20 protein-coding genes and 2 tRNA genes are annotated in these 16,007 nt (G+C 62.6%); 15 read left to right on the forward strand and 7 right to left on the reverse strand.

Annotated elements, in window-relative coordinates:
- Window positions 1-60: 60 nt before the first annotated feature.
- Window positions 61-234: a DUF6538 domain-containing protein gene (locus tag Q9295_RS18005; protein WP_373457463.1), complete on the reverse strand. Its 174-nt coding sequence runs from the start codon at window positions 232-234 to the stop codon at window positions 61-63.
- A gap of 80 nt (window positions 235-314) precedes the next feature.
- Window positions 315-389: transfer RNA gene (locus Q9295_RS12695), tRNA-Thr, on the reverse strand.
- A gap of 110 nt (window positions 390-499) precedes the next feature.
- On the opposite strand from Q9295_RS12695, the gene Q9295_RS12700 reads away from it, so the two are divergent.
- The 14 genes from Q9295_RS12700 (at window position 500) to Q9295_RS12765 (ending at window position 9,278) form a co-directional block, all read left to right on the forward strand.
- Window positions 500-670, forward strand: coding sequence for a hypothetical protein (locus Q9295_RS12700; RefSeq protein ID WP_306680933.1), 171 nt, complete (start codon window positions 500-502; stop codon window positions 668-670).
- 7 nt (window positions 671-677) lie between these two features.
- Window positions 678-1,946, forward strand: coding sequence for a UDP-N-acetylglucosamine 1-carboxyvinyltransferase (murA, locus tag Q9295_RS12705; protein WP_306680934.1), 1,269 nt, complete (start codon window positions 678-680; stop codon window positions 1,944-1,946).
- Between the two features lie 25 nt (window positions 1,947-1,971).
- The gene (locus Q9295_RS12710; protein ID WP_306680935.1) at window positions 1,972-2,448 is read left to right on the forward strand and encodes a DUF2948 family protein; all 477 of its coding nucleotides are present in this window, start codon (window positions 1,972-1,974) and stop codon (window positions 2,446-2,448) included.
- Window positions 2,449-2,620: 172 nt separating this feature from the next.
- The gene (gene hisD / locus Q9295_RS12715; RefSeq protein WP_306680936.1) at window positions 2,621-3,922 is read left to right on the forward strand and encodes a histidinol dehydrogenase; all 1,302 of its coding nucleotides are present in this window, start codon (window positions 2,621-2,623) and stop codon (window positions 3,920-3,922) included.
- Between the two features lie 72 nt (window positions 3,923-3,994).
- Window positions 3,995-4,474 carry a UPF0262 family protein gene (locus Q9295_RS12720; protein ID WP_306680938.1) on the forward strand — a complete coding sequence of 160 codons (480 nt, stop codon included), beginning with the start codon at window positions 3,995-3,997 and terminating at the stop codon, window positions 4,472-4,474.
- A gap of 62 nt (window positions 4,475-4,536) precedes the next feature.
- On the forward strand, window positions 4,537-4,947 hold the full coding sequence (locus Q9295_RS12725) for an arsenate-mycothiol transferase ArsC (RefSeq protein ID WP_306680939.1): 411 nt from the start codon (window positions 4,537-4,539) through the stop codon (window positions 4,945-4,947).
- Window positions 4,948-5,085: 138 nt separating this feature from the next.
- Window positions 5,086-5,496 (forward strand): ketosteroid isomerase-related protein, encoded by a 411-nt coding sequence (locus Q9295_RS12730; RefSeq protein WP_306680940.1) that lies wholly within the window; start codon window positions 5,086-5,088, stop codon window positions 5,494-5,496.
- Window positions 5,496-6,086, forward strand: a complete 591-nt coding sequence (locus tag Q9295_RS12735) for a GNAT family N-acetyltransferase (RefSeq protein WP_306680941.1) — start codon at window positions 5,496-5,498, stop codon at window positions 6,084-6,086. The genes Q9295_RS12730 and Q9295_RS12735 overlap by 1 nt, the downstream gene beginning before the upstream one ends.
- 239 nt (window positions 6,087-6,325) lie before the next feature.
- Window positions 6,326-6,544, forward strand: a complete 219-nt coding sequence (gene infA, locus Q9295_RS12740; RefSeq protein ID WP_045389309.1) for a translation initiation factor IF-1 — start codon at window positions 6,326-6,328, stop codon at window positions 6,542-6,544.
- Window positions 6,545-6,550: 6 nt separating this feature from the next.
- Entirely contained in the window at window positions 6,551-7,126 is a 576-nt protein-coding gene (locus Q9295_RS12745) for a Maf family protein (RefSeq protein ID WP_306680942.1), read from the forward strand.
- A complete protein-coding gene (locus tag Q9295_RS12750) occupies window positions 7,123-8,151 on the forward strand; it encodes a ribonuclease E/G (RefSeq protein ID WP_306680943.1) in 1,029 nt (342 codons plus the stop codon). The genes Q9295_RS12745 and Q9295_RS12750 overlap by 4 nt, the downstream gene beginning before the upstream one ends.
- Complete coding sequence (locus Q9295_RS12755; protein WP_306680944.1) at window positions 8,148-8,348, forward strand: DNA gyrase inhibitor YacG; 201 nt, start codon at window positions 8,148-8,150, stop codon at window positions 8,346-8,348. The genes Q9295_RS12750 and Q9295_RS12755 overlap by 4 nt, the downstream gene beginning before the upstream one ends.
- Before the next feature lie 69 nt (window positions 8,349-8,417).
- Window positions 8,418-8,493, forward strand: a tRNA-Phe gene (locus Q9295_RS12760).
- Window positions 8,494-8,792: 299 nt separating this feature from the next.
- Entirely contained in the window at window positions 8,793-9,278 is a 486-nt protein-coding gene (locus Q9295_RS12765) for a YciE/YciF ferroxidase family protein (RefSeq protein ID WP_306680945.1), read from the forward strand.
- A gap of 24 nt (window positions 9,279-9,302) precedes the next feature.
- Here the strand turns inward: Q9295_RS12765 and Q9295_RS12770 are convergent, their stop codons facing one another.
- From Q9295_RS12770 to Q9295_RS12785, 4 genes are all read right to left on the reverse strand, one after another.
- Window positions 9,303-10,877: a cisplatin damage response ATP-dependent DNA ligase gene (locus Q9295_RS12770; protein ID WP_306680946.1), complete on the reverse strand. Its 1,575-nt coding sequence runs from the start codon at window positions 10,875-10,877 to the stop codon at window positions 9,303-9,305.
- Window positions 10,874-11,869 carry a ligase-associated DNA damage response exonuclease gene (locus Q9295_RS12775; protein WP_306680948.1) on the reverse strand — a complete coding sequence of 332 codons (996 nt, stop codon included), beginning with the start codon at window positions 11,867-11,869 and terminating at the stop codon, window positions 10,874-10,876. The genes Q9295_RS12770 and Q9295_RS12775 overlap by 4 nt, the downstream gene beginning before the upstream one ends.
- Window positions 11,870-11,970: 101 nt before the next feature.
- Window positions 11,971-12,756 carry a pyrroline-5-carboxylate reductase family protein gene (locus Q9295_RS12780; protein ID WP_306680949.1) on the reverse strand — a complete coding sequence of 262 codons (786 nt, stop codon included), beginning with the start codon at window positions 12,754-12,756 and terminating at the stop codon, window positions 11,971-11,973.
- Window positions 12,757-12,799: 43 nt separating this feature from the next.
- Entirely contained in the window at window positions 12,800-13,540 is a 741-nt protein-coding gene (locus tag Q9295_RS12785; protein ID WP_306680950.1) for an SDR family oxidoreductase, read from the reverse strand.
- Between the two features lie 153 nt (window positions 13,541-13,693).
- Here Q9295_RS12785 and Q9295_RS12790 point away from each other — a divergent pair, with 153 nt between their 5' ends.
- On the forward strand, window positions 13,694-14,797 hold the full coding sequence (locus tag Q9295_RS12790; protein ID WP_306680951.1) for a hypothetical protein: 1,104 nt from the start codon (window positions 13,694-13,696) through the stop codon (window positions 14,795-14,797).
- Window positions 14,798-14,801: 4 nt separating this feature from the next.
- On the opposite strand, the gene galE is transcribed toward Q9295_RS12790, so the two are convergent.
- A complete protein-coding gene (gene galE, locus Q9295_RS12795; protein ID WP_306680952.1) occupies window positions 14,802-15,785 on the reverse strand; it encodes a UDP-glucose 4-epimerase GalE in 984 nt (327 codons plus the stop codon).
- Between the last annotated feature and the right edge of the window lie 222 nt (window positions 15,786-16,007).

Raw genomic sequence — 16,007 nt, forward strand, 5'->3', positions numbered from 1 at the left:
CTGCTCCTTCTCTGGTTGGGCAGACTCTACATCACAGCGAGGGATCTTCCGGGGGGCAGGTCACAACCTCGCAACCGCAGCAGAGTGATTTCGGTCCGCAACCTTCAAATCACCGCCGAGTGCTTCAGTCAGTTGGGTCTTGTTACCGAAGTGTGATCGGAGATGCGCAGGTATAGCAAGCCGAGCCCAGTAACGACCGTCTTTTTCTTTCCAATGACGCCGCTTCGCCGCCAATTTTCAATACCCCATTCTGGCACCAGAAAAGGCACTAGACCCTTAGAATCAAGAGGAATATTTGAGATCAAGGGGATAAATGGTGCTGCAAGAGAGGATTGAACTCTCGACCTCTCCCTTACCAAGGGAGTGCTCTACCACTGAGCTACTGCAGCGCCTTCGATGGGGCCGATCTAGACGAAGCTTTCGGGGACCGCAACCCCTTTTTGCCGCTTTTTATTCGCTCCACTGGACCGCCCGCCCCCGCTGCGATATTCAGCCCTCTATGCGCGATCCAGACCAGCCGCCCTCCACCGGAAAACCTCTGAAAAAGCCGGCTCCGCTGACCAAGGACGACCGGCTGAAGGCGGCGCTCAAGGCAAATATGGCGCGCCGCAAGGCGCAAGCGAAGGCGCGCGGCGATATGGCCCGCGACCAAAACAACAAGAACGAGTGAGGCAGGCATGGATTCGATTCTGGTCAAGGGCAACGGGCCGCTTAACGGGGTGATCCCGATCGCAGGGGCGAAAAACGCCTGTTTGGCGCTGATGCCAGCCACTTTGCTCTCGGAAGAGCCGCTGACTCTGACCAATGCGCCGCGGCTGTCCGACATCCGCACGATGACACAACTTCTCGAAAGCCTCGGCGTTGAGGTCTCAGCCCTGCAAGACGGCAAGGTCATCACCATGTCCTCGCATGGCCTGCTGAACCCGGTCGCCGATTATGACATCGTGCGCAAAATGCGTGCCTCGAACCTCGTGCTGGGGCCGCTTTTGGCGCGGCTTGGCCATGCTGTCGTCTCGCTGCCGGGCGGTTGCGCGATCGGCGCGCGCCCGATGGACATCCATATCGACGCGCTCACCGCCCTTGGGGCCGAGATTGAGCTGCGCGATGGCAACCTGCATGCGAAAACGCAAGGCGGGCTCAAAGGGGCGGTGCATGAGATGCGCTTTGCCTCGGTCGGGGCGACGGAAAACTTCGTCATGGCCGCCACTTTGGCCAAAGGCACTTCGGTACTGAAAAACGCCGCGCGCGAGCCGGAGATTGTCGATCTTATCCACTGCCTGCGCCGCATGGGCGCTGAGATCGAGGGCGAAGGCACCTCCACCATCACCATCCAAGGCGTTGATCGCCTCAACGGCGCGACTCACCCCGTCGTCACCGACCGGATCGAGCTTGGCACCTATATGCTGGTCCCCGCCATTACAGGCGGTGAGATTGAATGCCTCGGCGGGCGGATCAACCTCGTCGGCGCGTTTTGCGAAAAGCTGGATGCAGCGGGGATCTCCGTCACGGAAACCGAGCGCGGCTTGAAAGTCACCCGCCGGAATGACCGCGTGAAAGCTGTCGATGTGGTGACCGAACCCTTCCCCGGCTTCCCGACCGATCTGCAGGCGCAGATGATGGCGCTACTTTGCACGGCCGATGGCACATCTGTCTTGGAAGAAAAGATCTTCGAGAATCGCTTCATGCATGCGCCCGAGTTGATGCGGATGGGCGCGAAGATCGAAGTGCAAGGCGGTCATGCCACCGTCACCGGGGTTGAGAAACTGCGCGGCGCGCGGGTCATGGCGACCGATCTGCGCGCCTCTGTCAGCCTTATCCTTGCCGCACTGGCGGCCGAGGGCGAAACTGTGGTGAGCCGGGTCTACCATCTTGATCGCGGCTATGAGCGGGTCGAAGAAAAGCTCTCGGCTTGCGGAGCCAAAATCGAACGGATCCGTTCTGAATAAGGCGCAATAAAGGGGCGGTTCGCAGATGGCAGACGCAAAGTTCAAAGACGGCGGTGAGGCGCCCTTGCGGCTTTTGGCGCAAGAGGCTGGCGATCTGCCGGTGCTCTCGGCCCTTTTGCAAGATGCTGTGCTGACCGGGGCGGATGTCACCTATGACCGCCGCCGCCGCCGCTTTGTGGCGCTCCTCAACCGCTTCCGCTGGGAGGACCGTGAGGAAGCCGCCCGCGATTCGCGCCCCTTTGAGCGCGTGCGCAGCGTGCTTACCGTCGAAGACGTGCTCTCGGCGCAAGTCATGGGCATCGCGCCGGGGCAAAAGGACGAAGTGCTCTCGATCCTTTCGCTGACATGGGAGCCACAAGAGGAAGGCAGCGGTCGGCTTACCCTCACCTTCGCGGGTGACGGCGCGCTGGCCTTGCAGCTGGAAGCGCTGGAGCTGCGGCTGGATGATGTGACCCGCCCCTATCTCGCCCCCTCGGGCCGCCAACCCGATCACGGGCTCTAACCCCCCTTTCAGAGCTTAAATATTCCCGGACGGAAGGCCTTGCGCGCAACGCAGGGCCGCAGGGGACGAAGCGCCCGAGCCGCCGCCCTCCCCGAAAGCCGCCAGCCCCGCAAATTGACACTTCGCCCCCGCTCCCCTATCCCGCAGCCACGGGTTTGCCGGAGGACCGAAGATGCCGCATTTCCTTGACAGCACGCAGCCGGATTTTGAGGCCGCCTTCACCGCCCTTCTGGGCATGAAGCGCGAAGAGGCCGAGGATGTGGATGCCATCGTCGCCGGTATCATCGCCGATGTGCGCGCCCGCGGCGATGCGGCGGTGCTTGAGCTGACCGCGCGCTTTGACCGGCTGACGTTGACCGCTGACACCCTCGCCTTCAGCCCGTCCGAAATGGCGGCTGAGGTGGCCAAAGTTTCTCCCACCGATCGCGAAGCCCTTAAACTCGCGGCCGAACGCATCCGCGCTTATCACGAAAGGCAGCGCCCCGAGGACGCCAGCTGGACGGATGCCGCTGGTGCCACTTTGGGTTGGCGCTGGACCGCCGTTTCGGCGGCCGGGCTTTACGTCCCCGGCGGCACCGCCTCTTACCCCTCCTCGGTGCTGATGAACGCGATCCCGGCGAAAGTCGCCGGTGTCGAACGTTTGGTGATCTGCTGCCCCACGCCCGACGGTGCGGTGAACCCCTTGGTTTTGCTCGCAGCCCAACTGGCTGGCGTCGATACAGTCTACCGCATCGGCGGTGCCCAAGCCGTTGCAGCCCTGGCTTACGGCACCGAAACCATTGCGCCGGTTGATAAAATCACCGGCCCCGGCAATGCCTTCGTCGCCGCCGCCAAGCGGCGGGTCTTTGGTCGCGTCGGCATCGACATGATTGCAGGCCCTTCAGAAGTCCTTGTCATCGCAACCGGTGATCAAGATCCCGATTGGGTCGCCTTGGATCTGCTGTCGCAGGCCGAGCACGATATTTCCGCGCAAAGCATCCTGATCACCCCCGATGCCGCCTTCGGCCAAGCGGTCGAGGAAGCCATCAAACGCCACCTCACCACCCTGCCCCGCCGCGATATCGCGGGCCAAAGCTGGGCCGAGAATGGCGCCATCATCACCGTCCGCGATCTGGACGAGGCCGCAGCGCTTTCGAACCGCATCGCGCCTGAACATCTTGAGATCCTGACCCCCGATCCCGAAGCGACCGCCGCCAAATGCCTCCATGCCGGCGCGATCTTCCTTGGCGCATTCACGCCCGAGGCGATCGGCGATTATGTCGGCGGGCCGAACCACGTCCTGCCCACCGCCCGCTCGGCCCGCTTCTCCTCGGGCCTCAACGTGCTGGATTTCATGAAGCGCACCACGATCTCGCGCATGACCCCGGAAGCGCTGAAAGCCATTGGCCCCGCTGCCGAGGCTTTGGCGGCATCGGAAGGCCTGCATGCCCACGGCCTCAGCGTCACGGCGCGGCTGGCCCGTCTCAACGGCTGAGCAAGGCCGCGCAGTGCTCTTGTGCGCGGCCAGCGGCTCGGGCATCAAAGGTGCAGTGTTAAGGGAACAGTGATGACCAACCGCCTTTGCCATATCGAGATCGATGAAAAGGGCCTTGCGCGCCCGACGCCGGAAATCGAGCAGGAACGCCGCGTCGCCATTTTCGATCTCTTGGAAGAGAACCGCTTCGGCCTGCCGCCCCGTGAGGGCCGCGAGATCCCCGCCGGCCCCTACCGGCTGCATCTGGCGATCCGCGAGGGCCGGTTGGTCTTTGGCATCACCACCGAAGCCGAGACCCCTGCGGGCGAATTCCACCTTTCGCTTGGCCCTTTCCGCCAAGTGGTGAAGGACTATTTCCAGATCTGCGAAAGCTATTTTGAGGCGGTGAAGCGCTTGCCCCCCAGCCAGATCGAAGCGATCGATATGGCCCGGCGCGGCATCCACAATGAAGGCGCTTCGATCCTGCAAGAGCGCCTTTCCGGCAAGGCCGAGGTTGACCAAGACACCGCCCGCCGCCTTTTCACCCTTATCTGCGTCCTGCACTGGGGGTGATCTTGGGCGCTTTCCCCCAGTCTGTCCTTTTCTGCTGCGATCATAACGCTGTGCGCTCGCCAATGGCGGAGGGGCTGATGAAGTTGCTCTATGGCCAGCGCGCCTATGTGCAATCGGCGGGGGTCAAGAATGACATGGAGATTGACGGCTTTTCCATCGCCGTCTGCCAAGAGATCGGGGTCGAACTCAGCCGCCACCGCAGCCGCTCATTTGAGGAAATGCAGCAATGGGGCGATGATCTGGGGCAATTTGACCTGATCGTGGCACTCTCTCCTGCCAGCCAACGCATGGCGCTAGAGCTGACCCGCTACCACCATCTTGAGGTGGAATATTGGCCGATCCTCGACCCAACCGGCCTTGGCGAGACCCGTGACGGCAAGCTTGCCGCCTATCGCCAAGCGCGCGAGCAGATCCGCACCCGGATGATCGACCGCTTCGGCCCACCGACCGAAGATCTGCCCGCCAAGGACTAGCCCCCTTACCCGCGCCGCGCCATCAACCGGCGCCGTTGCGGCACGAAAGGTCGCAATCGGCCAAGTTTGCGTCCCCTCCGTGCTTGGCCTTGCGCAACAGCGCCTCTAGTCTGACCGCGCAAGACAAAGGATATGCCCATGGCCCGCGCCGAAACCCTCGCCCTGATCCAACGCTATTACGAAGCCTTCAACGCCGGTGATACGGCGGGCATGCTGGCCTGCATCACCGATGACATCGAGCATCGGGTGAATGAAGGCGCGCATCGTCTGGGCAAAGAACTCTTCACCGAATTCTGCTCGCATATGGGCGTCAGCTACCGCGAAACCCTGAAAGATATGGTGTTTTTCGCCAATGATGCGGGCGACCGTGCCGCTGCCGAATTTGTTGTGCATGGCGAATATCTCAAGACCGATCCCGGCCTGCCCGAGGCAAAAGGCCAGCGCTACATCCTGCCCGCAGGCGGCTTCTTCGACATCCGTGGCGACAAAATCGCCCGCATCACCACCTTCTACAACCTGAACGACTGGGTGGCGCAGGTCTCCAAATGATGGACGAGGTCACTGTTCGTGCCCTGACCGGGGCGGATTTGGAACAGGCGCTGGACGGCGTTGCCGCCCTGCGCATCGCAGTCTTTCGCGATTGGCCCTATCTCTACGATGGCTCGCTCGATTACGAGCGGGCCTATCTGCAAACCTATCGCGACAGCCCCGGCGCTTTGCTGGTGGGCGCTTTCCACGGCGATCAATTGATCGGCGCTTCGACCTCGACCCCGATGGAAGACCATGCCGAGGCTTTTGCCGAGCCTTTAAAAGCCATTGGTCTGCCGGTCGAGACCATTCTTTACGGCGCGGAATCGGTGCTTTTGCCCGCTTTCCGTGGCCAAGGCCTTGGCCACCGCTTCTTCGATCTGCGCGAAGAACATGCCCGCGCCCTCGGCCGCAGCCATGTTGCCTTTTGCTCGGTGATGCGCCCCGACAATCACCCGATGCGGCCCGCACATTTCCGCACCAATGACGCCTTCTGGCGCGGCCGCGGCTATACGCCTCTCGACGGTGTTTTTGCCGAATTCAGCTGGAAAGACACCAACGCTGCCGCCGAAAGCGCCAAGCCTTTGCAGTTCTGGATCCGCGAACTCTAAACCCTCCCCTTTGCCCCGACTCCGGATGCCTCCGGCGGGGATATTTAAGTTCTGAAAGAGGCCTTAACCCCTCTTTCAGAACCAAAATATCCCGAGAGTAAGTCGTCAGGCCGAGGGCGCAGAGCCCCCTTCCCCGTCCCACAAAGTCAATTTGCCCTTGAAACTTCAAGGTTTCGGGCGCATATGCGCGGCAAGAAACGCCTGCGGCTCCCGCGGGCCCTACCCCTATTGGAGTGACCATGGCCAAGGAAGACATTCTCGAATTCCCCGGTGTCGTTAAGGAACTTCTGCCCAATGCGACATTCAAGGTCGAACTCGACAATGGCCATGAGTTGATTGCAACGATGGCCGGCAAGATGCGCAAGAACCGCATCCGGGTTCTGGCAGGCGACAAGGTGCAGGTGGAAATGACCCCCTACGACCTGTCGAAGGGCCGCATCAACTACCGTTTCAAGTAAGCCGTCTTGCGGCTTATTCTGGGCTCCGCATCGCCGCGCCGCAAGGAATTGCTGGCGCAAATCGGGATCACTCCCGATGCGATCTTGCCCCCCGATATAGATGAGGATCCCCGCAAGGGCGAGTTGCCCCGCCCCTATGCGGCGCGTCTGGCCCGCGAAAAGGCACTCGCCGTGCCTGCGGATCCTGAAGATCTGGTGCTTTGCGCCGATACCACTGTGGCGCTTGGCCGCCGCATCCTTGGCAAACCCGCCGATGCTGGCGAGGCTGCCGCTTTCCTCACACTGCTCGGCGGCCGTCGCCATGAGGTGATTACTGCCGTCGCTTTGCGGCGCGGCGATCGCATCTGGGCGCGCGAAAGCGTCTCGGTGGTGAAGATGAAGCGCCTCTCCGATGATGAGCTGAACGCCTATCTGCAATCTGGCGAATGGCAAGGCAAAGCCGGCGCATACGGCATCCAAGGCCTTGCCGGGGCCTTCCTGCCTTGGATCCAAGGCTCTTATTCCGGCATTATGGGCCTGCCTTTGGCCGAAACCTCAACCCTATTGCAGGCCGCAGGCTGGCCATTGTGGAGAAGCGCATGAAGGGCCGCGTGCTGTGCCTTGACCAGATCGACGGTCGCCCTGCGGCGGCCTTGTTGGTCGACGGGCGTCTGGAAGAACTGACCATCGACCCCGAAGGTGATGAGGCGATCCCCGGCGCGATCTACCGCGCCATTGCCGACCGCCCGATGAAGGGCCTTGGCGGCATGTTCGTCAAACTCCCCTTCGGGCGCGGCTTTTTGCGCCAAACCGGCGGCATTGCCCCCGGTGGCCGGGTGCTGGTGCAAGTCTCGGGCCCGACCGAGCCCGGCAAAGCCACCCCCGTCACCACGCGACTTTTGTTCAAATCGCGCTTTGCCATCATCACCCCCGGCGCACCGGGCCTGAACATCAGCCGCCGCATCCGCGATGAGGCGTTGCGCGATGAGCTGCAGGCTTTGGCCGAAGAGGGCATGGCAGGCGCAGATGAGATGATGGGCCTCATTCTGCGCTCGGCCTGCGAAGAGGCGGAACCCGAGGCCGTAGCCGAAGATATCGCCGCGATGCGGGGTCTTGCCGAGGCGATCCTCAAAGATCTCGACGGTGGGCCTGAGCTGTTGCTCGACGGCCCTTCGGCGCATGATCTGGCTTGGCGCGACTGGCTCGACCCGGCCCCCGATGAGGTCGCCGAAGAGGGCAGCTTCGAAGATCATGCCGTCACGGATGAAATCGAATCGCTCCTCGCCACCCGCGTCGATCTTGGCGAAGGTCATATGATGATCGAGCCAACCCGCGCCTTGGTCGCGGTGGATGTGAACACCGGCAGCGACACTTCGCCCGCCGCCGCGCTGAAGGTGAACGTTGCCGCCGCGCGCGAATTGCCGCGCCAGCTGCGCCTGCGCGGCCTTGGCGGCCAAGTCGTGATCGATTTCGCCCCGATGCCCAAGCGCGAGCGTCACATCCTTGATCAGGTGATGAAAGCCGCTTTCAAAGGCGATGGTGAGACGAATCTGGCCGGCTGGACCACGCTGGGTCTGTTCGAGCTGACCCGCCGCCGCGACCGTCTCGCCTTGCGGGATCTTCTATGAGCGCGGGCTGCCCGATTTGCGGCAAAGAGACGGTACATGCCTACCGTCCCTTCTGCTCGCGCCGCTGCGCCGACATCGATTTGGGCCGTTGGCTGAACGAAAGCTACCGCGTTCCGGACGATGCGGCGGGCGAGGATGATATTTCTTCGGACGCTTTGCCCTTAGAAATAAGGCCCGAAGGAAAGAAGCCGCACTAGCTTGTGAAATAGTGCTTTTTTCCTCTGGACACCCCCGAACGCCTTGGCTATTACGCCCACACCAAGCGTGCCCAGATAGCTCAGTTGGTAGAGCAGCGGATTGAAGATCCGCGTGTCCGCGGTTCGAATCCGTGTCTGGGCACCACTTAACTCCCTGATAATAAAACAGTTAAGTGGTGCCGCCTTTCGGCGGTCAGTTCGCGTTTGAGCACCGTCTCTTCCCTCTAAGCCGCTTTGCTTGGCATGACATGCTCGCCACGCAAGCTGCGCAGGCGCACCGTATTCCCCCGATCACCGGCGACTTTAAGCCGATCCGCTTGTGGCCCCCTCGCCCATCCCGGAACCCCGCGTTCCGCCCCAGCGTTTGGCTCTTGATGCTCTGTGCCCCGCGTTTGCGCCGCTCAGATTCGTCGCAATTCGCTTGGCCCCAAAAGGATGCCGCTGATGAAAACGCTCAAAGACGCCTTCGAACACACGCTGCAAGACATTTACTGGGCTGAGAAAGCCTTGGTCAAAGCGCTGCCCAAAGTCGCTCGCTCGGTCAATAATGGCGAGTTGAAACTGGCGGTTGAGGCACATCTTGAAGAAACCAAGGGCCATGTCGCCACGCTGGAAAAGGTCTTCGCTTCGGTCAAACTGAAGGCGAGCGGCGAGAAGTGCGACGCCATGGCGGGGCTGTTGAAAGAAACTGACGGGCTGATTGAAGAGGCCGAAGGCCACGCCTTGGATGTCACCCTGATCGCGGCGGCCCAAGCCGTCGAGCATTACGAGATTGCCCGCTATGGCACTTTGCGCGAATGGGCGAAGATCCTTGGCTATGATGAGGCGCATAAGCTCCTGACCTTGATCCTGGACGAAGAAAAGGCCGCCAATGCCAAGCTGACGGCTTTGGCCGTGACCGGTGTGAACGGGTCCGAGGCTTTGCGTTAACGCCGCTCCGTTACACCGAATCGATCAGCCCTCGACTTCTGCCGGGGGCAACATCGCTATCAAGCTCTGCAACTGGTCCGCCTCTGCGGCAGGTTTGTCCCAGCGAATGCGCGAGATGCGCGGAAACCGCATCGCCACGCCCGAGCGGTGCCGGCTGGACCGGTTCAGCCCTTCAAACGCCACCTCGACCACCAAAAGCGGCGCCAACTGCCGCACCGGGCCAAAGCGCTGCACGGTGTTCTTGCGCACAAAACGGTCAAGCTCTTGCAGCTCTTGGTCGGTGAAGCCGAAATAGGCTTTGCCCACCGGCACAAGGTCTGCCCCGTCCCAGACACCAAAGGTGAAGTCACTGTAAAAGCCCGATCTTTTGCCATGGCCACTTTGCGCATAAAGCAGCACCGCATCGACCAGCATCGGGTCGCGCTTCCACTTAAACCAAGGCCCGCGCAGCCGCCCCGCCAGATAGGGCGAATCGCGCCGCTTCAGCATCACCCCTTCGATCACCGCAGAAGGAGGCGCGGCGCGCAATGCCGCCAGCTCCTCCCAAGTGGTGAACCTTAAGAGCGGCGAGACATCGATCCTCGGCGATCGCAGTGGCAAATCCTCAAGCCGCGCGCGCCGATCTGAAAGCGGCAGACTGCGCAGATCCTCGCCTTGCCACGTCAGCACGTCGTAGGCCCGCAGCGCCGCCGGATGGCTTTGCAGCATGGCTTTGGAAATGACCTTCCGCCCGAGCCGCTTTTGCAGATCTGCGAAACTGGCCACTTGATCGCCGCGCCGCACCAAAAGCTCGCCGTCCAAAGAGCCCTCGAAATCAAGCGCGTCCAAAAGGTCGGGGAAGGCCCTGCCGATATCCTCGCCCGTGCGCGAGTAAAGCCGCCGCTCGCCGCCCTCGGCCACGGCTTGCACCCGGATGCCGTCCCATTTCCACTCGGCAAAGTAATCTTCGGGCGTCAGCGCTTGCAGATCCTCGGGCGTCACTGGCGTCGACAGCATCACCGGTCGGAAGGGTGCCAAGGCTGCCGCCTCGGGCCGCGCGCCGCCTGAAAGCCAGTCGAAAAGCGGCTGGAACGGCGGCACCAGCCCGTGCCAGATCTCTTCGATCTCCTCGACCGGGCGGCTGCCCAAAGCGGCCAGTGCGACCCGCGCCAGACGGGCCGAGACGCCAACGCGCAGATTGCCGGTGGCAAGCTTCAGGAAGGCCAACCGCTCGGGCGGATGCATCTGGTCGAGCACCGTCGCAATCGCCCCCGGCAGCGCCAGTTTGCCGGTGCTTTGCAGCAAAGCCACCGCCTCACGCAAAGGCACATCGGCCAACGCGCCCTCAGGCTCGGGCCAGATCAACGCAATCGTCTCGGCCAGATCGCCGACGAAATCGTAGGAGAGCGCCAAAAGCTCGGCGTCCACCCGCTCACCCGTCAGCCGCCGCAACAGCGAGGGTGAGACCTGACGCAGTTCCAGCGTGCCGGTCAAAGCCGCCAGCGCCCAGCCTCGATCTGGGTCGGGTGTATCGCGGAAGTAATGCGCCAGGATCGTCAGCTTGGCATTGCGCCCTGCGGTAAAAGCCAGCCGCTCCAAGAGGTTGGCAAAGGCTTTCATTCCGGCTCATCCCCATAACCAACCAGCCGCAGGGGCCGCGCGGGCACCCCCTCCATCGCGCACCAGCGCATCAGCCCATCCTCGGCACCATGCGTGATCCAAACCTCCTGAGGGCTGAGCTCGCGGATTGTGGCGGTCAGCTGCGGCCAATCAACATGATCGCTGATCACCAAAGGCAGCTCCACGCCGCGCTGACGCGCGCGGGCGCGCACCGTCATCCACCCCGAGGCATAGCTGAGCACCGGATCGCGAAAGCGCTGCACCCAAGGGCTCGCAAAGGCCGAGGGCGGGGCAAGCACCAGCTGCGCGCCCTTGGCATCGGTGGCGGGAACAAGCGGGCCAAGATCAATGCCTTGCGCAATGTGATAGTCGCAAAGCCGCTGCAAAGCGCCGTGCAGAGCGATGGGTTCTTGATGCCCCGCCTGCCGCACCAGCGCGATCAGCCGCTGCGCCTTTCCAAGGGCATAGACCCCCACCAGATGCGGCCGCTCGGGAAATTCCGCCATGCTGGCCAGAAGCCGCCGCGCCTCGGCCAAAGGGTCGGGATGGCGGAAGACTGGCAGGCCAAAGGTCGCCTCGGTGATGAAAACATCGCAATCGACCGGCTCCCAAGGCAGGCAAACCGGGTTGGGCGTGCGGCAATAATCGCCGGAGTTGAGGATGCGTGGCCCGTCATCCGGCGTGATCAGGATCTGTGCAGAGCCAAGGATATGGCCCGCTGGATGGAAGCTGACGGTAACCTTGCCCAAGCGCAAAGGCCCTTCGGCCACCTGCTTTTGCGCGGTAAAATCCTCGCCATAGCGGATCGCCATGATCTCCAGCGTCTGGCGGGTGGCGAGCACCGCGCCATGACCGGGACGGGCGTGGTCCGAGTGTCCATGCGTGACCAAAGCGCGCGGCACCGGGGTAAGCGGGTCGATATAGAAATCGCCATCCGGGCAGTATAACCCGGAGTCCGTTGGGAAAAGGATCTGATCGGCCCGCCTCGCCACGTTTCCCCCCTCTGCCAAGCCGAACCTGTCCCGGGCTTTAGGCAACAGCTCAGCCCACCCAAGGGTTCCCCCATGCCGGTAGGAAAGCGCTTTAGCCCGCCTTAACCTGCGGCTTGCGCATTCGCTTGCCGCATCGCCAAGGCCTTATCAGTGGCCGCCGACAGCGCCGCCGCAACAGCCGCAGAGAAGCCCTTCGCCTCGGCCGTCTCAAGCCCGGCGCAGGTCGTGCCGCGATAATCGATGAAGGTCTGCACCAAGGCCGGAGCCTCCGCCACCTTGCCCTCCAACAGCCGGGCCGAGGCGCAGACCGTTGCCTCAACCGCGCGCGCCGCCACATCCGGCGCCACGCCACGCTCGGCCAAGAAGGCCAGCATCGCTTGTGCCAAAAGGGCAGGATAGGCGGGACCCGAGCCCGAAAGCGCCGTCATCACCTCCAGCTGAGCCTCCTCGGGCAGCTCTTCTTGGCTGCCAATCGCGCCCAGAACCCGCGCCGCGGCGGCGCGATCTTCGGCAGTGACCCCAGCCCCTGCCACCCAAGGCGAATAACTCGCCCCGATCTCAGCCGAGGCATTGGGCATCGCGCGCAGGACACGCCCGCCGCATTGCGCCAAGGTGGAAAGTCCAACACCGGCCATGAAGGAAATCACTAGTTTTCCCGGCGCTTGCAGTTGCAACCCCGCCCAATCCTCGGGCCGGACCGAGACGACAATCACATCCGATTGCGCCACGAGATCGGCAAGATCGTTGGCCCACACCACCGCGCGACCACCGTAATCTTGCGGTCCGCGGCGGTTCAGCAAAATCACCTCAGCCAGTTTTTTATCAACCAAGCTGCGCCCCAAGGCGCCGCCCAACCAGCCGGTGCCGCCAATGATTCCAACCCGCATCGCATTGTTTCCTTAGTGGTTCTTCACGCAGCCTGACCTAAGGTCAGACATTGGTCCAGCCGCCATCAATCACATGCGCATGGCCGGTGGTGAACGCCGATTCATCCGAAGCAAGATAGACCACCAGATGCGCAATCTCCTCTGGCAGGGCGAGGCGCCCCATCGGCTGGCGCGCGATGAAAGCCGCACGCGCTTTGTCGTAATCACCCGTGGCGCGCAGCCGCTCTTCAAGGCTTGGGCTGTCCACCGTGCCGGGGCAAATCGCATTGCAGCGGATCCCTTGGGTGGCAAAATCCGCCGCAATCGCCTTGGTGAGGCCGATCACCCCGGCTTTGGTCACACCGTAAACGAAGCGGTCCGGCGCGGCGATGATCGAGCTTACGGCCGAGGCCATATTGACGATGGACCCGCCACCTTTGGCGATCATCCCCGGAAGGAAGGCTTTGCACATTCGGAACATCGAGCTGACGTTGACGTCCATCGAAAAGGCCCAATCCTCGTCCGAACAGTCCAGAATCGAACCATTGGCAACAAAGCCTGCGCAGTTGAAAAGCACGTCCGTTCGCGGCAGTTCGGCGGCAAGGCGCTGCACCGCAACGCTGTCGCGCACATTCAGATGTCGGGTCTCGATGCCCTGTTCGGCCAGTTCCCCCAAAGTGCGAGAGTTGATATCGGTGGCGATCACCTGCGCGCCCTCGGCCTGCATCGCCAAAGCCGAGGCCCGACCGATGCCCTGCCCCGCCGCCGTCACCACACAAATTTTGTCCTGCAACCGGCCTGCCATCAATCTCTCCTTAACAATCTGGACCTAGCCTAAGCGGGCCCCGCCTCTCTTGCCAATGGTTGCGGGCAAGTCCTGTCGCTCGGTGCTTGCCCCGGCCCGCCTGCCCGTGCCAGTTTCACTCCGAACCGCCATATTGTGGCGGGCGGAGGCGCTATGTCGATCACCTTGGCCGCAAGCGGCATCACCCTGCAATTCTCCGCGCAAGGCGGGGTCATCCACCCGCTTGAAGTCACGGATCAAGGCCAGATCATCGCACCTTTGCATGCCGCCCCTTGGGCCGAGAAAGATGTTCCGACGGATGCTCCGCCGCATCAGGCTTGGCTGCGCGGGGATTTTCTAGCCGCTCCGATGGGTGCTGGCCCGGATGGTCTGCATGGTTTGGCGGCCAATGGCCCTTGGCAGGTCCTGCCCACGCAATCAGGCCAGCTGCGCGCATTGCTGCAAGGCCAGATCATGGGCGCCTCGGTGATCAAGGAGCTTTCGGTCAGCGACGATCATCCCTTCCTTTATCAGCGCCACCTCTTCATCGGCGGTTCTGGCAGCCTACCGGTCGCCAATCACGCGATGGTCTCAGTGCCACAAGGCGCCAAGCTTTCCTTCTCGCGCAAGCGCTGGTTTGAAACCCTTTGCGCACCATTGGAACCCGATCCTGCGCGCGGTCGCTCGGCGTTGGCCTATCCCAAGCGCCACGAAGACCCGACCGAATTTCCCGGCAAAGACGGCCCGGTCAACCTTCACAGCTACCCTTGGGGCGCGGCGCATGAGGATTTCGTCGCAGCAGTGGAAGAGCCAAGCTCGGCCTTGGGTTGGACGGCGGTGGTGCGCCCGGCTGAGGGCGATCTTTTCTTATCGCTGAAAAACCCGATGGCCCTGCCGATGACCATGCTTTGGCATTCCAACGGCGGCCGCGATTATGCGCCCTGGAACGGCCGCCATCACGGCTGCCTTGGTGTCGAAGAGGGCGCGGCACTGCCCAATCTGGGGCTTTCGAGCCAAGAGACGCCCGATCCTTTGGCCGCCGCTGGCCAGCCCGGCCTTCTGCAGCTTGAACCGGCAGGCACGGTTGACCTGCGCCATGTAATCGGCGCGATCCACTGGCCTTCGGGTCAGGCGGTGGCGGCGGTGCGGCTTGAGGGCGACGAGCTCACCGTCACTGGCGACTGGGGCGCCGAGCGCCGCCTGCCCTTCCGCGGCGCATGGCTGCGCCTCAACCCGGCCCAAACCACTGCGAAGCCCGCACGCGACTGGGATTTCTAGCCGCTTATCGCTGATAACCGGGCTTTTGCGCCCAAGCCCAAGCATCGCCGATCATCTGGCGCAAGGAGGAATGCTGCGGCTCCCAGCCCAGCTCCTCAACCGCGCGGCGAGAACCCGAGACCAGTGCCGCCGCATCGCCAGCGCGCCGCGCGCCCATCACCACCGGCACCTCTCGATTGGTCACCGCGCGCGAGGCGGCAATCACCTCTTTCACCGTGAACCCCGTGCCCGAGCCAAGGCAGAACACCCGATCCTCCTTGCCCTCCAAAAGCCAGCGCAGCCCCAAGACATGCGCCTGCGCAAGGTCCGTCACATGCACATAGTCGCGCAGACAGGTGCCGTCGCGAGTGGGGTAATCCTCGCCAAAAACCGTCAACGCAGGGCGTTTGCCCGCCACCGCCTCCAGCATCAGCGGGATCAAATGCGTCTCGGGTTGGTGCTGCTCGCCCAGCTCCCCCTCGGGATCGGCGCCCGCCACGTTGAAATAGCGAAAAATCACCCGGCGCAGCCCATGCGAAGCGCCAAAATCGCCCAACACCTCTTCGATCGCGCGTTTTGAGCCGCCATAGGCGTTGATGGGTCGCTGCGGTGTGTCCTCATCCAGCACCACACCATCTTGATCGCCATAGGTGGCACAGGTTGAGGAGAAGACGACATTTTTCACGCCATGCGCCACGGCCGATTCGATCAAGTTCAGCGCGCCGCCCAAATTGACCCGCCAATAGCGGCCGGGATCTTGCATCGATTCTCCGACCAAGGACAAAGCCGCGAAATGCATCACCGCCACCGGCCGGTGCTTTTCCATTGCAGCATCAATCGCAGCCCGGTCCAGCAGATCGCCACGTTCCAACGGACCAAACCGCACAGCTTCGGCCCAGCCGGTCGACAGGTTATCAAAGGCAACCGGCGTAAAACCGGCTCGGGCCAAGGCCTTACAGGCGTGACTGCCGATGTAACCGGCGCCGCCCGTTACCAAAACTGTCGTCATACCGCCCTGCCCTCGTCGCCCTACTTATACCGTTTGTCCGCTGCCAGCCTCCGGCTTGCAAGGGAAAGCCGAAGCATGGAATACACGCAGCATTAAGCAATTCATACTTTAGGGCTTGATATTATCTTTAGTATGTATCACCCTTTCCTAAGGGCCTCACACCCTCTGTTCCAGCTGGAGGTAACGAGTTGCAGGTTTGCTCTTTTCGGGGTGCCAGGCGCC

Origin of the sequence: Pseudogemmobacter lacusdianii, from assembly GCF_030848395.1 — a bacterium.
GTDB lineage: Bacteria > Pseudomonadota > Alphaproteobacteria > Rhodobacterales > Rhodobacteraceae > Pseudogemmobacter > Pseudogemmobacter lacusdianii.